General features: G+C 70.4%; 19 protein-coding genes. 12 read left to right on the forward strand and 7 right to left on the reverse strand.

The window, feature by feature from the left end:
- The first annotated feature begins 15 nt into the window (after window positions 1–15).
- The gene (locus ACT53R_RS10590) at window positions 16–1341 is read left to right on the forward strand and encodes an aminopeptidase P N-terminal domain-containing protein (RefSeq protein WP_476171838.1); all 1326 of its coding nucleotides are present in this window, start codon (window positions 16–18) and stop codon (window positions 1339–1341) included.
- A 27-nt stretch (window positions 1342–1368) separates the two neighbouring features.
- Here the strand turns inward: ACT53R_RS10590 and ACT53R_RS10595 are convergent, their stop codons facing one another.
- Genes ACT53R_RS10595 through ACT53R_RS10615 form a run of 5 tightly spaced genes read right to left on the reverse strand, consistent with a single transcriptional unit; the run spans window position 1369 to window position 4530 of the window.
- Window positions 1369–1872, reverse strand: a complete 504-nt coding sequence (locus tag ACT53R_RS10595) for an endonuclease V (protein WP_476171839.1) — start codon at window positions 1870–1872, stop codon at window positions 1369–1371.
- Between the two features lie 30 nt (window positions 1873–1902).
- Window positions 1903–2367 (reverse strand): hypothetical protein, encoded by a 465-nt coding sequence (locus ACT53R_RS10600; RefSeq protein WP_476171840.1) that lies wholly within the window; start codon window positions 2365–2367, stop codon window positions 1903–1905.
- The gene (locus tag ACT53R_RS10605; protein WP_476171841.1) at window positions 2364–2918 is read right to left on the reverse strand and encodes an NUDIX hydrolase; all 555 of its coding nucleotides are present in this window, start codon (window positions 2916–2918) and stop codon (window positions 2364–2366) included. Before ACT53R_RS10605 ends, ACT53R_RS10600 begins: the two co-directional genes overlap by 4 nt.
- Window positions 2919–2941: 23 nt before the next feature.
- A complete protein-coding gene (locus tag ACT53R_RS10610; RefSeq protein ID WP_476171842.1) occupies window positions 2942–3940 on the reverse strand; it encodes a 5'-3' exonuclease in 999 nt (332 codons plus the stop codon).
- The gene (locus ACT53R_RS10615; RefSeq protein ID WP_476171843.1) at window positions 3937–4530 is read right to left on the reverse strand and encodes a nitroreductase family protein; all 594 of its coding nucleotides are present in this window, start codon (window positions 4528–4530) and stop codon (window positions 3937–3939) included. Before ACT53R_RS10615 ends, ACT53R_RS10610 begins: the two co-directional genes overlap by 4 nt.
- A 150-nt stretch (window positions 4531–4680) precedes the next feature.
- Here ACT53R_RS10615 and ACT53R_RS10620 point away from each other — a divergent pair, with 150 nt between their 5' ends.
- The 7 genes from ACT53R_RS10620 to ACT53R_RS10650 all read left to right on the forward strand — a co-directional run bounded on the left by ACT53R_RS10620 (window position 4681) and on the right by ACT53R_RS10650 (window position 12307).
- Window positions 4681–7020, forward strand: coding sequence for a DUF1631 family protein (locus tag ACT53R_RS10620; protein ID WP_476171844.1), 2340 nt, complete (start codon window positions 4681–4683; stop codon window positions 7018–7020).
- Window positions 7021–7182: 162 nt separating this feature from the next.
- Window positions 7183–8328 (forward strand): NAD(P) transhydrogenase subunit alpha, encoded by a 1146-nt coding sequence (locus ACT53R_RS10625; protein WP_476171845.1) that lies wholly within the window; start codon window positions 7183–7185, stop codon window positions 8326–8328.
- 266 nt (window positions 8329–8594) lie between these two features.
- Window positions 8595–9377 (forward strand): hypothetical protein, encoded by a 783-nt coding sequence (locus ACT53R_RS10630; protein ID WP_476171846.1) that lies wholly within the window; start codon window positions 8595–8597, stop codon window positions 9375–9377.
- A 57-nt stretch (window positions 9378–9434) separates the two neighbouring features.
- The gene (locus ACT53R_RS10635; RefSeq protein WP_476171847.1) at window positions 9435–10643 is read left to right on the forward strand and encodes a TrbL/VirB6 family protein; all 1209 of its coding nucleotides are present in this window, start codon (window positions 9435–9437) and stop codon (window positions 10641–10643) included.
- A complete protein-coding gene (locus ACT53R_RS10640; protein WP_476171848.1) occupies window positions 10640–11134 on the forward strand; it encodes a DUF4189 domain-containing protein in 495 nt (164 codons plus the stop codon). The genes ACT53R_RS10635 and ACT53R_RS10640 overlap by 4 nt, the downstream gene beginning before the upstream one ends.
- An 81-nt stretch (window positions 11135–11215) precedes the next feature.
- A complete protein-coding gene (locus tag ACT53R_RS10645) occupies window positions 11216–11614 on the forward strand; it encodes a hypothetical protein (RefSeq protein WP_476171849.1) in 399 nt (132 codons plus the stop codon).
- Between the two features lie 138 nt (window positions 11615–11752).
- Window positions 11753–12307: a hypothetical protein gene (locus tag ACT53R_RS10650; protein ID WP_476171850.1), complete on the forward strand. Its 555-nt coding sequence runs from the start codon at window positions 11753–11755 to the stop codon at window positions 12305–12307.
- 109 nt (window positions 12308–12416) lie between these two features.
- Here the strand turns inward: ACT53R_RS10650 and ACT53R_RS10655 are convergent, their stop codons facing one another.
- Together ACT53R_RS10655 and ACT53R_RS10660 are read right to left on the reverse strand one after the other, a co-directional pair.
- On the reverse strand, window positions 12417–14165 hold the full coding sequence (locus ACT53R_RS10655) for a M28 family metallopeptidase (protein ID WP_476171851.1): 1749 nt from the start codon (window positions 14163–14165) through the stop codon (window positions 12417–12419).
- 96 nt (window positions 14166–14261) lie between these two features.
- Entirely contained in the window at window positions 14262–14987 is a 726-nt protein-coding gene (locus ACT53R_RS10660; RefSeq protein ID WP_476171852.1) for a DUF4097 family beta strand repeat-containing protein, read from the reverse strand.
- 108 nt (window positions 14988–15095) lie between these two features.
- On the opposite strand from ACT53R_RS10660, the gene gpmI reads away from it, so the two are divergent.
- The 4 genes from gpmI to ACT53R_RS10680 all read left to right on the forward strand — a co-directional run bounded on the left by gpmI (window position 15096) and on the right by ACT53R_RS10680 (window position 20448).
- Window positions 15096–16646: a 2,3-bisphosphoglycerate-independent phosphoglycerate mutase gene (gene gpmI / locus ACT53R_RS10665; protein ID WP_476171853.1), complete on the forward strand. Its 1551-nt coding sequence runs from the start codon at window positions 15096–15098 to the stop codon at window positions 16644–16646.
- Window positions 16643–17956, forward strand: a complete 1314-nt coding sequence (locus tag ACT53R_RS10670) for a murein hydrolase activator EnvC family protein (RefSeq protein WP_476171854.1) — start codon at window positions 16643–16645, stop codon at window positions 17954–17956. Before gpmI ends, ACT53R_RS10670 begins: the two co-directional genes overlap by 4 nt.
- Before the next feature lie 94 nt (window positions 17957–18050).
- Window positions 18051–19391: a S41 family peptidase gene (locus ACT53R_RS10675; RefSeq protein ID WP_476171855.1), complete on the forward strand. Its 1341-nt coding sequence runs from the start codon at window positions 18051–18053 to the stop codon at window positions 19389–19391.
- A gap of 163 nt (window positions 19392–19554) precedes the next feature.
- Window positions 19555–20448 carry an ABC transporter ATP-binding protein gene (locus ACT53R_RS10680; protein WP_476171856.1) on the forward strand — a complete coding sequence of 298 codons (894 nt, stop codon included), beginning with the start codon at window positions 19555–19557 and terminating at the stop codon, window positions 20446–20448.
- Window positions 20449–20450: the final 2 nt, after the last annotated feature.

Consider the following 20450-nt stretch of genomic DNA (forward strand, 5'->3'; position numbering starts at 1 on the left):
GCCGCACCCCGACGCATGGCCACGCACACCGGCATTTCCGCCCAGACCTACGTCCGCCGCCGCCGCCAGCTGATGCGCATGGCCGGGGACGACGCAATCGTCGTGATCCCGTCGGCGCCGGAGCGCATCCGCAGCCGCGACACGCATTACCCGTACCGGCAGGATTCCGACCTGTGGTACCTCTGCGGCTTCGCCGAGCCCGAGGCGGTGCTGGTGCTGATTCCCGGCCGCAAGCACGGCGAGTCGCTGCTGTTCTGCCGCGAGCGCGACCCCGACCGCGAAGGCTGGGACGGCCCGCGCGTCGGCCCCGAGGGCGCGGTCGACGCGCTGGGCATGGACGACGCCTACCCGATCGACGACCTCGACGAGATCCTGCCCGGGCTGCTGGAAGGCCGCTCACGGGTCTACTACCACTTCGGTCGCGACACCGAATTCGACCTCAAGCTGATCGGCTGGGTGAACCGGGTCCGCGCGCAGATGCGGATGGGCGCGCAGCCGCCGCACGAATTCCTCGAACTCGGGCACCTGCTCGACGAGATGCGGCTGTTCAAGGACCGCGAGGAACTGCGGCTGATGCAGCGCGCCGCCGACATCAGCATCGAGGCGCACCAGGCCGCGATGCGCGTCGCGCGGCCGGGCATCCACGAATACGAACTGCAGGCGGAGATCGAGCGCGTGTTCCGCCGCCACGACGCCGAGCCGGCCTACGGCAGCATCGTCGGTGCCGGCGGGAACGGCTGCGTGCTGCACTACCGCGCCAACAACGCGCAGGCGCAGGACGGCGCGCTGGTGCTGGTCGACGCCGGCGCCGAATACCGCGGCTACGCGGCGGACATCACCCGCACGTTCCCGGTCAACGGCCGCTTCACCCCGGCGCAGCGCGCGCTGCACGACCTGGTGGGCGCGGCCCAGCGCGCGGCGCTGGCGCAGGCGCAGCCAGGCGTGCCCTACGAGGTCGGCCACGTCGCCGCGGTGGAGACGCTGACCGAAGGCCTGCTCAAGCTCGGCCTGCTCAAGGGCACGCTGGAGAAGAACCTCGCCGAGGGGCACTACAAGCGTTTCTACCGGCACAAGACCGGGCACTGGCTGGGGCTGGACGTGCACGACGTCGGCGAATATCGCCTCGACGGCGAATCGCGGCTGCTCGAGCCCGGCATGGTGTTCACCATCGAACCGGGCCTGTACGTGTCCGCCGACGACAAGACGGTGCACGAACAGTGGCGCGGCATCGGCATCCGCACCGAGGACGACATCCTGATCACGAAGGAAGGCCACACGGTGCTGACCGATGGTCTCGCCCGCAGCGCGGACGAGATCGAAGCGTTCATGGCCGGCGACTGAGCCGGCGGCTGGCCGGTAGAGCGGTCTTCAGGCCGCTGCTTTCCGACACGCCTGATCCACGCGCTTCAGCAGCGTCGGCAGGCGGTGTGCACCGTGCATCGCGCGGACATGCGCCTGTGCCTTTTCCAGCGGCAGTCCCGCAGCGGTGACGTAGAGCGGCCGCGCGCTGTCGCCACGACGCACCTCGAAACCCGCATCCATGCCGACGAACGCGGTCTTGGCCACGCCGATCACCGGCACGCGGCCGTCGAGCGCGTCGAACAGATGTTTGCCGAGCCCCGGACGACCCGCATCGTCGAGGAACACATGTCCGTCGACGATGACGACGTCCGGTTGCAGCGCATGTTCGCGCAGCAGGCCGAGCAGGCAGGGCAGCTCGCGCCGGTAGAACGCACCCGGTACGTAGTCCGCCACCTCGGACATATGGGTGAGGCAGGTCCTTGACGCCTCGCCGCACGGCCAGTCCTCGAACAGCACCCCGGCGACGATCGCGCCGCATCCCGGGTAGTGCACGTCGAGGGCGAGGATCATGTCGGCGGATGTCCGTGCCGCTGCAAGGATCTAGTGATCGGCTTCGTGCAGCGTCGCATTCCGGCCGACTCCATCCAGCAGGGCGCGGAGTTCGAACGCGAACGCCCGCACGGCTTCGTACGTGGTCGGCAGGGCCATCCGTACGCATTGCCGGGAAGTGTGGCGGCCGTCGAGTTCACGGTCGTCCGCCAACTGGATCGTGCAGCGGACGCCACCGCGATAGCCGATGGCATCGAACGCGATGTGCAGGCGAACCGGATCCTCGCCGGCTTCGGGCGGCAGGAAGTGGTCGCTTCGGATGTCGATGGTTTCGCCCGGCGGGATCGGGTAAGTGGAAGCCAGACGGTCGGCGAAATACGCGATGCCCTCGCGCGAAAACCACGCGGTCGCCGTCCCGGAAAAGCCATCGGAAACCGCGGAGGCGTCCAGTTCGATGCCGCTGTCGTCTGCGGATTCGATCCGAAACGTCAGGTGGCCGTCCTGCGCCATCGTCACCCTGCCGGCGATCCATCCGGATTGCGGTCGATCATCCACAGCCCGCCCCAGAGCTTGAGGTCGAGTTCGTAGCCTTCGCGCTGCCTGGCCACCAGCCACGCGGGCGCCTCGGCGCGCGGCACGGCGTGCACGGTGATGTCCTCGCCGTCGACGCCGCCGCCGTCGCCTACGCGCACCAACCCGGTGGCGCGCACGAAGGCGATGCGTTCGTTGCTCATGCCCGAGGACGTGGGGCCGATCAGCAGTACTTCGACCTTCTCCGGGTGCCAGCCGGTTTCCTCGGCGAGTTCGCGCTGCGCGGCGCGTTCCAGCGTGTCCTCGATGCCGTCGCCATGGGCGAGGTCGCCGACCAGCCCGGCCGGCATCTCGATCGTGCGCGCGCCCAGCGGCACGCGGTACTGCTCGACGAACAGCACCTCGTCGTCCGGGGTCACCGCGACGATGATCACCGCCATGCCGTCGCGGCCGTGGGTGCGTTCGCAGTATTCCCAGCTGCCACGGCGCTTCAGGCGCAGCCAGCGGCCTTCGTACACGGTCTGTTCGTCGGTCATGCGGTCCTCGTCCGTTTGCTGCTCTACCGATATTCGTCTTCGAGCGTCGCGGTGGCCGGCGCGAACTCCAGCCCACCCGCGGCGTACAGCCGGCGTCGGGTCATCGGCCCGAAGCGCAGGTGTTCGCACAGCGGGCCGAGCGTGGCCGCGTCGGCGGGATCGCGATGGAAGCGCGGCGCGGTGTCGCCGACCGGCGCGTCGCAGGCGATCGTCGTCAGCTGCCGGAACAGGCGCGCGGCGTCGCGATGCTCGCGCAGTTTCGCCGCGGCCTGCGCGGCGCCGCGCAGGCGCAGGAACGGCACCTCCTCGACCCGCGCCAGCAGGCTGTCGAGGTCGCCGAAATGCGCCAGCAGCACGGCGGCCGTCTTCTGGCCGATGCCGGGCACGCCGGGGATGTTGTCGACGGCGTCGCCGCACAGCGCGAGGTAGTCGGCGATCTGGTGCGCTTCCACGCCGTGGCGCGCCTTCACCCCGTGCACGCCCCAGCGCTGGTTGCGGGCGTAGTCCCACTGCTCGTCGCCGAGGTGCAGCAGTTGCGACAGGTCCTTGTCGGCCGACAGCACGATGCCGCGATGCCCGGCGGCGCGCGCCTGCACCAGCGCGCTGCCGATCAGGTCGTCGGCTTCGTAGTCCGGATGCCCCAGCACGGTCAGGCCCAGCGCTGCGCACACCGCGCGGCAGTGTGCGAACTGGCGCTTGAGTTCTTCCGGCGCCGGGTCGCGGTTGGCCTTGTAGGCCGGGTAAAGCGCGTTGCGGAAACAGGTGTCCAGCGCTTCGTCGAAGGCGACGGCGATGTGTTTCGGCCGCTCGCGTTCCAGCACGTCCAGCAGGAAGCGGGTGAACCCGGCGACGGCGTTGGTCGGCCAGCCGTCGGCGTCGGTGAATTCGTCTGGCATCGTGTGCCAGGCGCGGAAGACGTAGATGCTGGCGTCGATCAGGTAGACCGGCGGATCGCCGGACGGCAGGTCGCGGTCGAGCACATCCCGATCGAGGGCGTCGTCGTCCTGCCCGAAGCCGGTCATGCCGGCGTCCAGTCGGTCAGCAGCGCGGCCGGATCGGGCCGCTCGCGTTCGGGCACGTCGCCCTGCGCGGTGCCGATGTGGATGAAGCCGGCGATGACCTCGTCGTCGCCCACGCCGAGCAGCGCACGGATCTCAGGGTCGTACGCGGCCCAGCCGGTCAGCCACTGCGCGCCGTAGCCCAGCGCCTGCGCGGCCTGGAGCAGGGCGAAGCAGACGCTGCCGGCGGACAACAGGCGTTCCTGTTCAGGGATCTTCTCGTCCGGCCCGAGCCGGGCGATCACGGTCACCGCCACCGGCGCGAAGCTGAAACGCAGCCGGTCCTTCTCGATGGCGGCGCCGGCCGCCTGCGGGTCGCGGGCGCGGCTGCGTTCTGCCAGGCGTTCGCCCAGCGCGAGGCGCGCGTCGCCGGCGATGCGCAGGAACCGGAAGGGCACGCGCTTGCCGTGGTCGGGCACGCGCACGGCCGACGCCAGCATCCGCAGCAGGGTCGCATCATCGGGCCCCGGTGCGCCCAGCTGGCGGCTGGGGACCGACCGTCGGGCGTCCAGAAGCTGCAATGCGGGGGTGGGATGATTTGAGGAGGAGTTCACAGAAGCCGTCCGCCCCTTTCGGGGATGGTTGTCGCCTGAACCGCGGTGCTCCATTCTCCACAGAAAGCCCCCCAGACACGACCCCATATGGACGACAACGGCCGCTACGCCGGTGGATATCCTCCGCCCGCCCGCCCGAGTGCGGAAAAGGTGTTCGAAACAGTCCGCCGCGATGCGGTGACCGCGCTGTCGGGCATCCTGGCGGGCTTCTGGGGCGACATCGAGGAGCAGGTCCGGCTCGCGTCCATCGCCAGCCCGGACAGCCGCGCGATCTACGACGACCGCCTCGCCATCCGCCTGCTGAGCCAGCGCGCGCTGGAACTCGCCAGCCGCTACCGCGAGGCGCTGGAGACCGCGTTCGACCAGTGGCGCAACCCGCGCCCGCGCGCGGTCGACAACAAGAGCCTGAGCCTGATGTCCGAGGCCCAGCTCGAAGTGCACCTGTCGGGCCAGCAGATCGTCGAACTGCTCGAATACCAGCTGATGCATCCGCTGCACACGCTGCACGAGCGGCTGGACGCGCTGGCGACGTCGCTGGGCCTGCCACGGCAGGGGCCGGCCACCAATCCGCTGCGCCCGGAAGTGCCGGTGCAGGCCTTCGTGAAGCTGTTCGGCGAGGACGACCTCACCCCCGAACTGCGCCGCCTCATCTTCCTCCAGCTCGAAAAGCGCCTGTCGAAGTCGCTGGACGAGCTGTACACCAAGATCAACACCCAGCTCGAACACGGCTTCACCCAGCGCGAGGAAGCCGGTGGCCCGCAGTCCTCGGCCGGCGGCTGGACGCCCGATGGCGGTCTGGTCGAAGGCCGGCCGCAGGGTCCGCAGGGCGCCGTCCCGTCGCAGGGGCCGGGCGCGCATGCCGACGCCGGGTTCCCGCCGGGTTCGGGCGGCATGCTGTCAGACGACCAGCGCCCGCTGCGCTATCGCGAGACCGTGCACCAGCAGCTGCGCGCATGGCGCCAGGCCGTGCTGCGTCGCGGTGGCAGCGCCGCGCCGGGGACAGGTGGTGGCGGTGGCGGCTCGGTGTCCCCGTTCCCCGGCCAGGCGGGTGCTGGCGGCGGCGGTGGCGGGTTCGGTGGCGGCGGTGGCGGCCATCACGGCGGTCCGGGCGGCGGTGATGGTGGCGCCATGTTCAACGGCATCCGCGTGCTGGCGCCGCAGGAACTGATGGGCATCGCCAACATCCTGCAGAGCGACGACCCCGAACCCTACGTCCGCGCGCTGACCGACGACGCCGAACGGCCGCTGTCGGCGGTGATCCGCGACCAGATCGTCAGCGGCTCGCGGCAGATGGGCCTGGATCCCACCCAGACCCGCTTCAACGAAGTCGACGAGGACGCGATCGACCTCGTCGCGATCCTGCTCCAGACCCTCGCCCGCGGCTATGCGCCGATGCCGCGTTCGCGCGCCATGTACGGCCGCCTCGTCGCGCCGTACCTCAAGCTCGCGCTCAGCGACGACACGCTGTTCGACCAGCGCGGCCATCCCGGCCGGCGCCTGCTCGAAGCCCTGAGCGAAGCCTGCGACGGCAACAACGGCGAGAGCCCGCAGGACCAGCAGACGCTGACCCACGCCGAACTGGCGGTCGACAAGGTCGTCGAGGAATACCGCGACGACAAGACCATCTTCGAGATGGCCGCCGCCGAGCTGCGCGACCACCTCGAACAGCAGCGCAAGATCCGCGAAGTCGCCGAACAGCGTGCGGCCGAAGCCGTCGGCGGCCGCGAGCGCCTGCACCACGCGCGCCGCACCGTCGACGAACTGCTGGCGGCGAAGCTGGGCCAGCACGCGCTGACCGACGGCATCGCCGAATTCCTCACCGGCCACTGGCGCCACCACCTGGTGCAGACCTGGCTGCGCGAGGGCCCGAGTTCCGCGCAGTACCTGTCCGCGCTGTCGATCGGCGACGGTCTGGTGCAGGCGGACCATGACGCCGCACGCTGCGAGGGCGGCAAGGTCGCCGACAAGATCCTCGAACTGCAGGGCCCGCTGGGCCGTTGCTACGCCAGTTGCGGACTCGACGCCTCCGCCGCGCGCGATTCGCTGGCGAAGATCGTCGCCGCGCTGGCCTTCCCGGACCAGCCGCGCCAGCTGCATCCGATGGCGAACGATGATGCGGTGCCCGAGGTCAACGACGCCGCGCAGTGGGGCGGCCTGCGTCCCGGCGCCGGTGCCGATGCCGATCCGACCCTCGTCGCCAAGATCCGCCGCCTGCGCGTGGGCCAGAACCTGCGGCTGGTGGAAGAGGACGGCCGCGAGACCGCGGCGCGCATCGCCTGGACCAGCCCGCTGAGCGCGCGCTACCTCATCGTCAATCGCCGCGGCATGCGCAAGCTGGTGCTGTCGCCCGAGGAAATGGCGGTGCTGGTCGCACGCGGCCGCATCCTGCTGCGTTCGTCCGAGCCGCCGTTCGACGAAGCCATGCGCGAACTGTGGCAGCAGCTCGATCTGCCCGACCACGCACCGACGTCGTCCACGTCCACGTCCTGATCGCACCGACGCGGCACGATTCCGGTCCGCGTCCATACGTCCACGTTCCCGTCGCCGCCCGCTGCCTCCTGCGCTGCGGGCGGCGCGCATGCGGACGACGCCCGCGCGTCCCGCACCTGCTAGGATGCGGACAACCGGTTCGGAGCGATGGGGAGACGGGCGATGGCGGAAACGGCGGAAGCGGCGGCGCAGCAGGCGGCAGGCCCGAAAGTGATCGTCGGTGCGGTGCGCGAGCGCGCGCCCGGCGAGCGGCGCGTGGCGCTGACCCCCGAGACCTGCAAGAAGTACGTCGCCGCCGGTGCGCGGGTCGCGATCGAACGCGGCCTCGGCGAAGGCGCGAACCAGCCCGATGCCGCCTACGCCGATGCCGGTGCCGAACTGCACGACGACGCGGCCGCGGTGCTCGCCGCCGCCGACATCCTCGTCTGCGTGCAGCCGCCGTCGAACGACGCCATTGCCGCGATGAAGCCCGGCGCCGTGCTCGTCGGCATGCTGCAGCCGCAGGCCGACGCCGCCCGCGGCGAAGCGCTAACGGCGCGCGGCATCGTCGCGTTCCCGCTGGAACGCCTGCCGCGCACCACCCGCGCGCAGGCCATGGACATCCTCAGCTCGCAGGCCGGCATGGCCGGCTACAAGGCGATGCTGATCGCAGCGCAGCTGGCGCCGAAGTTCTTCCCGATGCTCACCACCGCCGCCGGCACCATCCGTCCGTCGAAGGTGCTGGTGATCGGCGCCGGCGTCGCCGGCCTGCAGGCCATCGCCACCGCCAAGCGCCTCGGCGCGCAGGTCGAAGGCTTCGACGTGCGGCCCGAGACCCGCGAGCAGATCGAATCCCTCGGCGGCAAATTCCTCGACCTCGGCGTCAGCGCCGCGGGCGAGGGCGGCTATGCCCGCCAGCTCACCGACGAGGAACGCGCGCTCCAGCAGCAGCGCCTCGCCGAACACCTCAAGGGCGTGGACGTGATCGTCGCCACCGCCGCGGTGCCGGGCCGTCCGGCGCCGAAGATCGTGAGCGCGGCGATGGTCGCCGGCATGAAGCCCGGCAGCGTCATCGTCGACCTGGCCGCCGAGACCGGCGGCAACTGCGAACTGACCCGCCCGGGCGACAACGTGTCGCACGGCGGCGTGGTCGTCTCCGGCCCGCTCAACCTCGCCAGCAGCGGCGCCATGCACGCCAGCGACATGTTCGCCCGCAACGTGCTGAATTTCGTGTCGCTGATGATCGACAAGACCGGCGCCCTGCATTTCGACTGGAACGACGAACTGCTGGCGAAGACGGTCTGGCCGGAGCGCGCCGCCGCCGGCTGAGCGGCGGTTCCCCGTACGGGCCATTTCCCGCGCCGTTTCTTGCGGCGCTTTCCGACCTTGCATCGGGACATCTCGTCCGATCGTCGTAATCGCCATCGATTGCGTCGATAACGTGACCGGGGTCCGGATTCGATGCGCGCGCTGTCGAATACAGTCGAGACGACGCCGCGGCCCGGGAGTGCGTTCCCGAAGCGAGATGCCCGGCGCGGGTGCTCGCGACCACCGGTCCGCGGGCGGTGTCGCACCTCTGCACAGGGACGTCGGGAATGGACAAGCCGTTGCAGCGCCATCGGAAGGGATCATCATCGAACCGCGAGGCTGGCCGCCGCCTGGGCATGCTGGCGGTCGTCGTCCTCGGCATCGCCGGGACTGCGCAGGCGGCCTGGCTGGTCTACGACGAGCGCGTCGAGGACGCGGTCAAGGACGTGAAGCAGGAGGTCCACGAGTTCCGCGCCGACGTCCGTCCCGCCTGGAACAAGGGCGGCAACAACGGCGCCTACAACCCGTACAACGGCCGGAAGAAGGACTACGACCTGCCGGATGGCGACACCATCACCCGCGAAGAGACCTACGGCATGGAGGCCAAGTGCGGCGAGACGAAGACCTTCGCCGGCGATGAACTCTGGAAGCTTCCGGAACTGCCCGCCAAGGGCAGCGAGGCGACGAACCTCGCCAGCCTCAACACCGAGGTCTGCCAGCGGCTGGTGGCTGCCGAGAACCGCAGGTTCAAGGCGATCATGGGCATGGTCTCGCGCATCCGCCAGCGCAACGAGGCGCTGAAGCAACTCGCCGAGAACCGTGCCAGCGTGGGCGAGAAGGGCGAGCTGGACGTCAGCAGCAACAACCTCGAGATGTCCATCGCCGACGCCCAGGTCGAGATCCAGTACCAGCAGTCGACGATCGCCGCGTACGACTCGCTCATCGCCACGCTCAAGGACTCGCAGAACAGCGTGGCCGACCGGACGATGAACGGCAAGAACACGGCGCAGGCCGACGGGGTCCGCATGATCGCGCTGGAGACCGCGCTGCAGGGGCTCACGCTGTTCTGATCAAGTCAGGCGCGACGCAGGGGGGCGTCGCCGGCATCGCTTCCACAAGGAGGTTCCATGCGGTTCGTGGCATCGTGGGCACAGGCGTTTCCCGGGGATTTCCTCCACGTCGATTCGCTCGGCAGCTTTCTGTACTACGCGCGGATCTACAAGTTCATGCAGGACCGGATCGGCGAGATCGGACCGGCGATCATGAGTCGCATGATGGGGGTCATCGGCCTCATCGCCCTCGTGCTGATGACGATCTGGATCCTCTGGCACGGCATCCGCATCGTCACCGGGCAGAGCCGCGCCTCGATGATGGATTTCATCATGCAGTCGGCGCGCAACACGCTGATCGTCGCCACCGCGACCACGATGACGTTCGTCGGCGCCAACCTGCACCACCTGCTCACCGATACCCTCGACCAGTTTGCGGTGCAGGTGATCGTCGGCGAGGAGAACAAGAGTTCGCAGGACCTGATCGAGGAAAACCTGGCGCTGATGCAACTGGCGCTGTCCAGCATCGACGCCGTGCAGATCGCGGAGGACGGCAAGATCAGCCTTGGCGAACAGAAGACCCGGGCGCTGTGGATGGTCGGCTTCGGCGCCGGCGGGCCTGCGGTGACGGCCAGCGTGATGCTGCTGATGTACCAGGTCGCGATGGCGCTGTTCATCGGTCTGGGGCCGCTGTTCGTGATGTTCCTGATGTTCGAGCAGACCAAGGCGATGTTCTGGCGATGGCTGTACTACGGCGTCGGCACCGTGTTCTCGATGGGCGTGCTCGCGCTGATGACCAAGCTGGCGCTGGAAGTGGTGGGTGCGGTGACGGCGTCGTTCTGGATCACCGCCGGCATCGGTGCGCTGACCGACACCAACCTCACCGAGGGCATGAGTTCCATGGCGATGCAGCAGGGCGGGATCGGCCTGCTGCTGACGATGCTGCTGATCAGCGTGCCGCCGATCGCCGCCAACTTCTTCCAGGGCGCGGTGAGCAACTTCATGCCTTACAGCGCGTTCGGGGCGGGCGGTGGTGGCGGGCATGCGGCACGCGCTGCCGGCGGGCATCCTTACCAGTCCCTCCCTCATTACGCTCCGCGCCCGGACAATCCCTCGAGCAGGCCCGTTGTTCCGGGCGACAATTCGGCATTCGCCGGATTGAACGGCCCGCGTGCGTTGCCGCCTGCGCCTCCGCCCGCGACCCAGGCAGGGGCGCCGCAAGGGCAGCTCACGCCGGGTGGCCTCGGGCTTGCATCGAAAACCTCCAGGAACGGTGAACCGGAATGAAGTCCTGCTTGCGATGGATGGGTGGCGTTCTGCTTTGCATGGCGTTCGGCGTGCACGCCGAGGGCGGCACTTGTCCGCCCGGGTACCACCCGATCTACACGCCGGGCGTGACGGGGTGCGCACCGATTCCCGGCTATGAAGATGAAGACGGGCCGTCGGCGTCTCCCGACCCCGAGTGGGAGACGCGCTGGGGGGCGGTCGCGGCAGGCGGCGGCGGATTCGGTGCCGCGAAGAACGCGAGCAGTCGCCGCCAGGCCATGAAGGAAGCGCAGGCCACCTGCTTGCAGAACAATCAGGGCAAAGGCTGCGGCAGCCTGATGACCTACCACGACGAATGTTTCGCCGTCGCGAGTGGAGATACCTTCGGGTTGGGCTTCGAGTCCCCGGATATCGAGCAGGCGAAACAGGGCGTGCTCGCAGCGTGCTCGAAGAAGAGCGCGGGGTGCGTCGTGATCTACGCCGAATGCAGCTACCCCGCCCGGGTGCGCTGAAACCGAAATCCCGTCATTGCAGGCACAGGCCAACGCGCGCCGGATGGCGTGGCGTTTCGATCAGGGAGCACAGCCATCGCCATGAACGCCAACATCCTCCGCGCCATTTTCGCCGTGCTGCTCCTGGTCTGCGCCTGGGCCGCTTCCGCACAGTCGGGCGGCTACTACGAACCGCTCCGGGCCGCGGGCCAGGTGGAACGGGACAACGACCCCTTCGTGTTCTGCCGCTACGGCCTGAAGCACAGGCCGCGGGCATGGTCGCCGGTGCCGGATTACGTACATTCCACGCCGGTGCCCACGCCCGGCTACTGCCCGTATCCGTCCACCAGCCCGTGTTGCTACGGCTACGTCTGCCTCAAGGCGTGGACGCAGGAGGAGTACGACGCGTTCTTCCTCTACAAGCGCGTCTGTCCGCAGGCGGAGTCCTCGGGGGCCTGGCAGGGATCGGGCGACGGCACGACGTCGCCGTATTCGCACTGAGGCGTCGCGCCCGGTCCCTCGGCCACCGGCGGGCCGGCTTCCGGCCTGTCGCGTGCGCCGGCCGGGATTCCGCAGTAAGCTCGGGCCTCCGGCCGGGACGGGACAGGGGCGTCCGTCGGCACCCGCAGGAGACCCACCATGAGCGAACGCTACGCAGGCCCGGCGCCCGGCGCCCAAGGCCACCAGGAGGCCCCGCGCGCCGTCGGCGCGCACGGCGTCGCCCCGCCCGAGCTCGAACGCAGCGGCCCGATGCTGCAGACCCCGCCCAAGCGCCAGGAGCTGGAGATGAATCCGGCCGAGCGGCAGCTGTTCGAGCGGGCGATGAACTTGGTCCAGAACAAGACCGGCATGACCGAGGACGACGCGAAGAAAGTCGCCACCGACGTGGTGCTGACCGCGCGACACACGCCCGGTCTGTCGGAGAAACCCGAGTACATGGACGTGCGCAACGGCCACGTGATGATCGCCGAGAAGGTGGGCAAGGAGCCGATCTTCAACGGCTACGTCAACGTCGAGCAGTCGCAGCGCCAGACGCAGGAACAACTGCACGACAAGGTCGCGACGCAGAACCAGCAGCGCGAGCAGCAGCAGGCCGAGGCGCAGCGCACCCAGCGCGAACCCGAGCAGCGCAACGCGTTCCAGGTCACGGAAGACGCGCTCGCCTGGAAGGCGTCGGCGCACCGCACGCTCTGACGCGGCCGCGCGGCATGCGCGATGTCGCCGGCTTCTTGCGGCGACATCCCCGCAGACACGAAAACGGCGCCGGAAGGCGCCGTTTCCGCATCACGTCTTGCGAGCCTGCTCAGTGCGCGGGCGCACCGGCCGCAGGCGGCGGATTCGCCTTCATCATCGCGTCGCGGGCGGCGCGGAAGGGGTTGCCGGTGAACCAGTTCGGCCAGCCTTCGCCGTTCGCCAGCGTTTCGCCGACCTGGTAGACCGCGGCCAGGTCTTCCATCGCGCCGTCCAGCTTCCACGTCGCCGCGTCGTACTGGTCACCGGGCTTGTGGTAGCGGTGCTCGTTGTAGTCCCTGCCCACCGCCTCGCCGGCGGCGGTGCCGCCTTCCAGCAGGTCGGTGCCGCCGTCGATGTACAGCGCCGGCACGCCGGCCTTGGCGAAGTTGAAGTGATCCGAGCGGAAGTAGTGGCCGGCTTCCGGCGTCGACTCCTGCACGAGGTGGCGACCCTGCTGCTCGACGATCGGCTTGAGCACGTCCTCCAGTTCGGAGTTGCCCATGCCGACCACGGTCAGGTCATGCGCGCGGCCGGCGACGCTCATCGCGTCGAGGTTGATCACGCCGACCGTGCGGTCCAGCGGGATCGTCGGGTGCGCGACGTAGTACTTCGAGCCGAGCAGGCCGGATTCCTCCAGCGTGACCGCGGCGAACAGCACCGAGCGCTTCGGCTTGCCCTGCTTCGCGAACTGTTCGGCCAGTTCGAGGATGCCGGCCACGCCGGTCGCGTTGTCGACCGCGCCGTTGTAGATGTTGTCGCCGGTCTCGTCGGGATGCTTGCCGAGGTGGTCCCAGTGCGCCATGTAGACCACGGCCTCGTCCGGGCGCTCGGTGCCCGGCAGCACGCCGAGGACGTTGCGCGATTCCTTCTCGACGATCGTGCTCTTGAGCGTGACCGTGAGCTTCGCCGGCAGTGGCATCGCCTTGAAGCCGCGCTTGTTGGCGGCGGCGCGCAGCGCGTCGAGGTCCAGCCCGGCGTCGGCGAACAGCGCCTTCGCCTGGTCGCCGGTGATCCAGCCCTGCAGCGGCACGCGCGGGGCCGGGTCGTCGGCCACGCGAAGGTCGTACTGCGCGCCGGACCACGAGTTCTTCACCACATCCCAGCCGTACGACGCGCCGGGCGTGTCGTGGATGATCAGCGCGGCGGCGGCGCCCTTGCGCGCGGCTTCCTCGAACTTGTAGGTCCAGCGCCCGTAGTAGGTCATGCGCTTGCCTTCGAACAGCGTTGCGTCGTTGGCGTGGAAGCCCGGGTCGTTGACGAACATGACCACGGTCTTGCCCTTCACGTCGACGCCGGCGTAGTCGTTCCACTTCTGCTCCGGCGCGTCCACGCCGTAGCCGACGAACACCAGCTCGCTGTTCTCGACCTTCACTTCCGGCTGGCCGGTGCGCGTGCCGATCACCATGTCGCTGCCGAACTTCAGCGCGTGCGGCTTGCCCTTCACGTCGATCGACGCGGTGGTCGATTCGTCGGCGGTAGTCTCCATCATCGGCACGGTCTGGAACCAGCTGCCGCCGTTGCCGGGCCGCAGGCCGATGCGCTCGAACTGCGCCTTGATGTAATCGACGGTCTTCTGCTCGCCCGGCGTGCCCGGGCCGCGGCCCTCGAAGTCATCCGAGGCCAGCATCTTCACGTGCTCGGCGAAATCGCCGGCATCGATCGCGTCCTTGAAGGCGTAGGCGGCCGGTTTCGCCGGCGTGGCGGCGGCCGGGGCGGGCGCAGGCGCTTCGGCATCGCGCTTGCAGGCGGTCAGCGCCGCCGCCGCGGCCAGCGCCAGCAGCAACCCGCGCGAGGCGGGCACGGGAGAGAAACGGGACATCGGGGACTCCGGAGGTGCGGAATCCCCGAGTGTACGGGCTGCGGCCCGCCCGGGCGCCTGCCGGAAGTCCGGGCGGTGTCGATGGTGCGGTGGCGATCAGTCGCCCGGCGCCGTCGGGCCGTCGAACGGGATCGCGGTGGCGCCGGTGATCGGGCCGGTGCGGGCGGTCTTGTGCACGTAGAGCTTCACTTCGCGCTTGAACACCAGCGGGCCGTCGACCACGGCGCCGGGGCCGATCACCACGCGCGGGACGCGCGGTTTGAAGCTCAGGCCCATGCCGTTCTGGCGCGGTTTCTCGATGGTCAGGCCGCCGCGCACGTGCGAGTCGATGCCGATGGTGACGTTGCCGTTGACCGTCTCGACGCTGCCGCCGACGTCGGTGTCGACCAGGCCGATCGCGCCGTTCACGGTCTGCACGCCGTGGGCCACGTCGCTGCCGCGGCCGGTGAAGATGCTGCCGTTCACCGTCTCGATACTGGACACGCGGTTGCGGCCCTCGATGCGGATGCCGCCGTTCACGGTCTCCAGCGAGCCGGCGACGGCGTCGACATCGGCCTTGATGCCGCCGTTGACGGTCTGCACGTCGCCGACCTTCGCGCCGGCTTCCAGTTCCACGCTGCCGTTGACGGTGGTGGCGTCGCCGGCGACGGCTTTCGCTTCGACGTGGATGCTGCCGTTGACGGTCTCCAGGTCGCCGTACGAGGTGCCGGCGTGGGCGGTGATGCTGCCCATGACCTTCTCGACGTCCTGGGCGGCGTGGGCCGCGGCCGGCAGCAGGGCGAAGGCGAGGGCGGCGGCGAGGACGGACCTGGACAGGGACATGGGGCGATCTCCGGTAGACGGGCGGCGCGGATGCGCCTGCGACGGGAAGCAGGATGCGACCGCTTCGCTACAATCGCACCTGCCCGAAGTCACTGCCCCGAAGGTCACATGCCTGCCTCGAAACCCGCGGTTCCCAAGCCCGTCGTGTTGATGATCCTGGACGGCTGGGGCCATCGCGAGGATCCCGCCGACAACGCGCTGGCGCTCGCGGACCTGCCGCACTGGCGCCGGCTGCTCGCGCAGCGCCCGCACTCGCTGATCCACACCGAGGGCCGCCACGTCGGCCTGCCGGACGGGCAGATGGGCAACTCCGAGGTCGGCCACATGAACCTCGGCGCCGGCCGTATCGTCTACCAGGACCTCACCCGGATCGATGCCGCGATCGAGGACGGCAGCTTCTTCGTCAACGCCGAACTGCGCGCGGCCTGCGCCGCGGCCAAGGCCGCCGGCGGCACGCTCCATGTCATGGGCCTGCTCTCGCCCGGCGGCGTGCACAGCCACGAACAGCACATCTTCGCGATGCTCGACCTCGCCGCGCGCGAAGGCGTGGCACGGGTCGACGTGCACGCCTTCCTCGACGGCCGCGACACGCCGCCGCGTTCGGCCGAACCCAGCCTGCGCGCGCTCGAAGCGAAGTGCGCCGCGCTCGGCAACGCCCGCATCGCGACCGTCGGCGGCCGCTACTTCGCGATGGACCGCGACAAGCGCTGGGATCGCGTGCGTCGCGCGTGGGACGCGATCGTCGACGCGCAGTCCGACGTGCGCGCGTCCGATGCGCTGGCCGCGCTCGCGGGTGCGTATGCGCGCGGCGAGAACGACGAATTCGTCGCGCCGACCGTGCTCGACGGCGCGCAGTCGATGCAGGACGGCGACGCCGTCGTCTTCATGAATTTCCGCGCCGACCGCGCGCGCCAGATCACCGCCGCGTTCGTCGATCCGGGTTTCGACGGTTTCGACGCGCGCCGCCCGGCGCTGTCGCGCTTCGTCTGTCTCAGCGAATACGACGCGAAGCTGCCGGCGCCGGTCGCGTTCCCGCCGGACGACCTGCGCGACACGCTCGGCGAGATCCTCGCCGCGCACGGCCTGACCCAGCTGCGCATCGCCGAGACCGAGAAGTACGCGCACGTCACCTTCTTCTTCAGCGGCGGCCGCGAGGACACCTACGCCGGCGAGGAACGCATCCTCGTGCCCAGCCCGAAGGTCGCGACCTACGACCTGCAGCCGGAGATGAGCTGCCCCGAAGTCACCGCGAAGCTGGTCGACGCGATCGGTTCCGGCCGCTTCGACGTGATCGTCTGCAACATCGCGAACCCCGACATGGTCGGCCACACCGGCGACCTCGCCGCCGCCATCCGGGCCGCGGAAGCGGTGGACATCGCGATCGGCGCGGTCGAGACCGCGGTGCGCGCGGCCGGCGGCGCGCTGCTGGTCACCGCCGACCACGGCAACCTCGAGATGATGCGCGACCCCGAGACCGGGCAGCCGCACACCGCGCACACAGTCGGCCCGGTGCCGTTCGTGCTGGTCGCCGACGGCCGCCCCGGCGCCACGCTGCGCACGGGCGGCGCGCTGCGCGACGTCGCGCCGACGATCCTCGACCTGCTCGGCCTGCCGACGCCGGCGGCGATGAGCGGCCGCAGCCTGATCGCGGCCGGATGAGGCATCGCGCGCGATCGGCGTCGGGGTGGGCGGCACGGTTCGCCGCCGCGCTGCTGCTGGCGGCGACGACGCTGTCCGCCGCGCCCGCGCCGTCGAAGGACGCGTCGCCCGAGCGCGCATCGCCCGAGAGCCGCCGCGAGGCACAGCGCCGGCTCGAAGCGATCCGTCGCGAACTGCGCGACGTCGCCACCGAGCGTCGCCGGCTCGAAGGCGCGCGCGGCGAGGCCAGCCGTGCCCTGCGCGCCGCGGACGAGCGCGTCGCCGCGTCCAGCCGCGCGCTGCACGACACCGACGCTCGCCTCGTCGAAACGCAGGCCGCGCTGGACACGCTCACTGCGCGCCGCGCCGCGTTGCAGGGCCTGCAGGCCGAGCAGCGCCGCGAACTCGCCGCGCTGCTGCGCGCCGCCTACGCCCGCGGCGAGGCCGCGCCGCTGAAGCTGGTGCTGGCGCAGGATCGCGTCGCCGACGCGCAGCGCCAGCTCGCCTACGACCGCTATCTCCAGCGCCAGCGGCTGGTCCGCACCCGCGCGCTGGCCGCCGAACTGGCCGAACTGGACCGCGTCGAGGCCGACATCGCCGCGCGTCGCAACGAGCTGGGCGCCGCGCGCGCGCAGCGCCAGAGCCAACTGGCGGCGCTGGCCCGCGACCGCCGTTCGCAGGCGCAGACGCTGGGCGACCTCGACGCGCGCTATCAGGATCGCCGGCAGCGCGAGCAGGCGCTGGGCAGCGATGCCAAGGCGTTGCAGGACGTGCTGGCTAAACTGCGCGCCGCCGCCGCGAAGGCCGAGGCCGAACGGCTGGCCGCCGTCCGCGCCGCCGAGGCGCAGGCGCGGGTCGACGCGGCCCGGAATGCCGCCAATCGCAGCCATGCCGGCACGCCGCGCCCGCCCAAACCGCCGCGGCAGGTCGCCAACGCCACGCCGGTGCGCGTGGGCGGCTTCGGCTGGCCGCTGTCGGGCGCGCTGCTGGCCGGCTACGGTGGCCGCATGCCCGACGGCCGCGCCAGCAGCGGCCTGCTGATCGCCGCGCCCGCCGGCACGCCGGTGCGCGCGGTCGCCGACGGCACCGTCGTGTTCTCCGAATGGATGACCGGCTACGGCCTGATCCTGATCGTCGACCACGGCAACGGCACGCTCAGCCTGTACGCCCACAACGAAAGCCTGCTGAAGGAGGCCGGCGCCAGCGTGAAGCGCGGCGACGCCGTGGCCCGCGTCGGCGACTCCGGCGGCCTGTCGCAGCCGGCGCTGTACTTCGAACTGCGCCGCAACGGCCAGCCCGTCGACCCCGGCAGTTGGCTGCGCCGCCAGTGAACGGCTACGGTACCGGGAGCCGGCCCGGTGAACCCGCGGCCATCGCCGCGGTCCCAAGCCCCGGCCCTTCGCCGTTTCCGCTCCGGAGTCCCCGATGCCCCTGCTGATGCCGCCGTCCCGTCGCCGCCTCGTGCTGGCCCTGATGCTCGCCCTCGGCGTCGCGCCCGCCTTCGCGCAGGACGGCGCGGTGAAGGACGGTGGGCCCGCGACCGCCGGCGACGCGGTGAACGCGACCGCGAAGGACGACGGCAGCAAGATCCCGCTGGAGGATATCCGCCGCTACGTCGGCGTCTACAACACGGTGAAGCAGGCCTACGTCGAGCCGATCGACGACCGCAAGCTGATGCAGGCGGCGATCCGCGGCCTGCTGCAGGACCTCGATCCGCACAGCGCCTACCTCGTGCGCAGCGATGCGCAGGCCTTCGACGAGGACGCCAACGGTGCCTACCAGGGCATCGGCGTGGAAGTGCAGCAACAGCCGGACGGCCCGATCCTGGTCGTGTCGCCGATCGACGGCTCGCCCGCCGTCGACGCGGGCGTGCGTTCGGGGGACCTCATCATCGCCGTCGACGGCAAGCCGCTGACGCCGGACAGCATCGACGCCAATCCGCTGCGCGGCGAGATCGGCTCCACCGTCAAGCTCACCGTCCGCCGTGCCGGCGCGAAGCAGCCGCTGGAACTGGCGGTGAAGCGCGACGTCATCCGCGTCGCCAGCGTGCGCAGCCGCATGCTCGAACCGGGCTACGCCTACCTGCGCATCAGCGCGTTCCAGGCCGACACTGCCAACGACTTCGAGCGCAACCTCGATACGTTGCAGACGAAGGCCGGTGCGCCGGGCCTGCGCGGGCTCGTGCTCGACCTGCGCAGCAATCCGGGCGGCCTGCTGACCTCGGCGGTGCAGATCGCCGACGACCTGCTCGACAAGGGCGACATCGTCAGCACGCGCGGCCGCGATCCGCTGGGCAACACGCTGTTCCGCGCCACGCCGGGCGATCGCCTGCACGGCGCGCCGATGGTGGTGCTGGTCGACGCCGGTTCCGCGAGCGCCGCCGAAGTGCTGACCGCCGCGCTGCGCGACAACCAGCGCGCACAGGTCGTCGGCAGTCGCACGTTCGGCAAGGGCTCGGTGCAGACCGTGCTGCCGCTGGACAACGGCGACGCGATCAAGCTCACCACCGCGCGCTACTTCACGCCCAGCGGCAAGTCGATCCAGGCGCACGGCATCGATCCCGACGTCGTGCTGCGCCCCGACGGTGGCGTCGCGCACCCGGCCGGCTATTCCGAAGCCGCGCTGTCAGGCCACCTGCGTGGCGACGAGGAAGCCGAGAACGCAGCGGTCGGCGACGTGCTCGAAGGCGAAGCACCGGTGACTGCCGCGCTGGCCGCGCTGAAGAAGCAGGTCGCCTCCGCGCTGCCGCCGCCCGACCGGCGCTGAGCGGCGCATCGCGCCTGCGATCACGCAGGCGTCTGGTCCGGAAGTCATGGCGACCTTCGTCACGCCGTGCCGTTTGCATGACCAACGGCGGGTTCGGCCTCGCCTGAACGCTCCCTAGCATGCGCTCAGCCCGGATTGGCGGGCGCCACCGGGGACCCCACGCATGCTCACCATCCGCGACCTTCGCAAGACGTACGCCAACGGCGTGCGCGCACTCGACGACGTGTCCCTCGACATCCCGCGCGGCATGTTCGGCCTGCTCGGCCCGAACGGCGCCGGCAAGTCGTCGCTGATGCGCACGCTGGCCACCTTGCAGGAGGCGGATGCCGGCACCGCGGTGTTCGACGACGGCGCCGGCACCCGAATCGACGTGCTGCGCGACAAGGACGCGGTGCGGCGGCGGCTCGGCTATCTGCCGCAGGATTTCGGCGTGTATCCGAAGGTCAGCGCGCTGGACCTGCTCGAACACTTCGCGGTGCTGAAGGGCATCACCGATCGCCGCGTGCGCCGCGAGGTCGTCGATGGCCTGTTGCAGCAGGTGAATCTGTGGGACGTGCGCAAGCGCAAGCTCGGCGGGTTCTCCGGCGGCATGCGCCAGCGCTTCGGCATCGCGCAGGCGCTGCTCGGCGATCCGCGGCTGGTCATCGTCGACGAACCCACCGCGGGCCTCGATCCGGAGGAACGCAACCGCTTCCTCAACCTGCTCGCGTCGATCGGCGAGAACGTCGCGGTGATCCTGTCCACGCACATCGTGCAGGACGTCACCGACCTGTGCCCGAACATGGCGATCATGAACAAGGGCCGAGTGCTGCTGACCGGCCGGCCCGCCGACGCCATCGCCGCGCTCGAATCGCGCATCTGGCACAAGCGCGTGCCGATGGAGGCGTTGCCGAAGTACCAGCAGGCCTTCCAGGTGCTGTCGACGCGGCTGGTGCAGGGCACGCCCGAGATCCACGTCTATGCCGAGCAGGACCCGGAGGATGGTTTCGAGCTGATCCGTCCGGACCTCGAGGACGTCTACTTCCAGCGCCTGCGCCAGCACGCCGTCGCGGCCTGAGG

This window comes from Lysobacter sp. DMC104 (assembly GCF_056313665.1).

What these genes read in the sequence shown, in the direction of transcription:
- ACT53R_RS10590 (WP_476171838.1), top strand. Translation starts at nt 16, where the DNA reads ATGGCCACGCACACCGGCATTTCCGCCCAGACCTACGTCCGCCGCCGC.
- ACT53R_RS10595 (WP_476171839.1), bottom strand. Translation starts at nt 1,872, where the DNA reads ATGATCCTCGCCCTCGACGTGCACTACCCGGGATGCGGCGCGATCGTC.
- ACT53R_RS10605 (WP_476171841.1), bottom strand. Translation starts at nt 2,918, where the DNA reads ATGACCGACGAACAGACCGTGTACGAAGGCCGCTGGCTGCGCCTGAAG.
- ACT53R_RS10610 (WP_476171842.1), bottom strand. Translation starts at nt 3,940, where the DNA reads ATGACCGGCTTCGGGCAGGACGACGACGCCCTCGATCGGGATGTGCTC.
- ACT53R_RS10625 (WP_476171845.1), top strand. Translation starts at nt 7,183, where the DNA reads ATGGCGGAAACGGCGGAAGCGGCGGCGCAGCAGGCGGCAGGCCCGAAA.
- ACT53R_RS10630 (WP_476171846.1), top strand. Translation starts at nt 8,595, where the DNA reads ATGGACAAGCCGTTGCAGCGCCATCGGAAGGGATCATCATCGAACCGC.
- ACT53R_RS10635 (WP_476171847.1), top strand. Translation starts at nt 9,435, where the DNA reads ATGCGGTTCGTGGCATCGTGGGCACAGGCGTTTCCCGGGGATTTCCTC.
- ACT53R_RS10640 (WP_476171848.1), top strand. Translation starts at nt 10,640, where the DNA reads ATGAAGTCCTGCTTGCGATGGATGGGTGGCGTTCTGCTTTGCATGGCG.
- ACT53R_RS10645 (WP_476171849.1), top strand. Translation starts at nt 11,216, where the DNA reads ATGAACGCCAACATCCTCCGCGCCATTTTCGCCGTGCTGCTCCTGGTC.
- ACT53R_RS10650 (WP_476171850.1), top strand. Translation starts at nt 11,753, where the DNA reads ATGAGCGAACGCTACGCAGGCCCGGCGCCCGGCGCCCAAGGCCACCAG.
- ACT53R_RS10655 (WP_476171851.1), bottom strand. Translation starts at nt 14,165, where the DNA reads ATGTCCCGTTTCTCTCCCGTGCCCGCCTCGCGCGGGTTGCTGCTGGCG.
- ACT53R_RS10660 (WP_476171852.1), bottom strand. Translation starts at nt 14,987, where the DNA reads ATGTCCCTGTCCAGGTCCGTCCTCGCCGCCGCCCTCGCCTTCGCCCTG.
- gpmI (WP_476171853.1), top strand. Translation starts at nt 15,096, where the DNA reads ATGCCTGCCTCGAAACCCGCGGTTCCCAAGCCCGTCGTGTTGATGATC.
- ACT53R_RS10670 (WP_476171854.1), top strand. Translation starts at nt 16,643, where the DNA reads ATGAGGCATCGCGCGCGATCGGCGTCGGGGTGGGCGGCACGGTTCGCC.
- ACT53R_RS10675 (WP_476171855.1), top strand. Translation starts at nt 18,051, where the DNA reads ATGCCCCTGCTGATGCCGCCGTCCCGTCGCCGCCTCGTGCTGGCCCTG.
- ACT53R_RS10680 (WP_476171856.1), top strand. Translation starts at nt 19,555, where the DNA reads ATGCTCACCATCCGCGACCTTCGCAAGACGTACGCCAACGGCGTGCGC.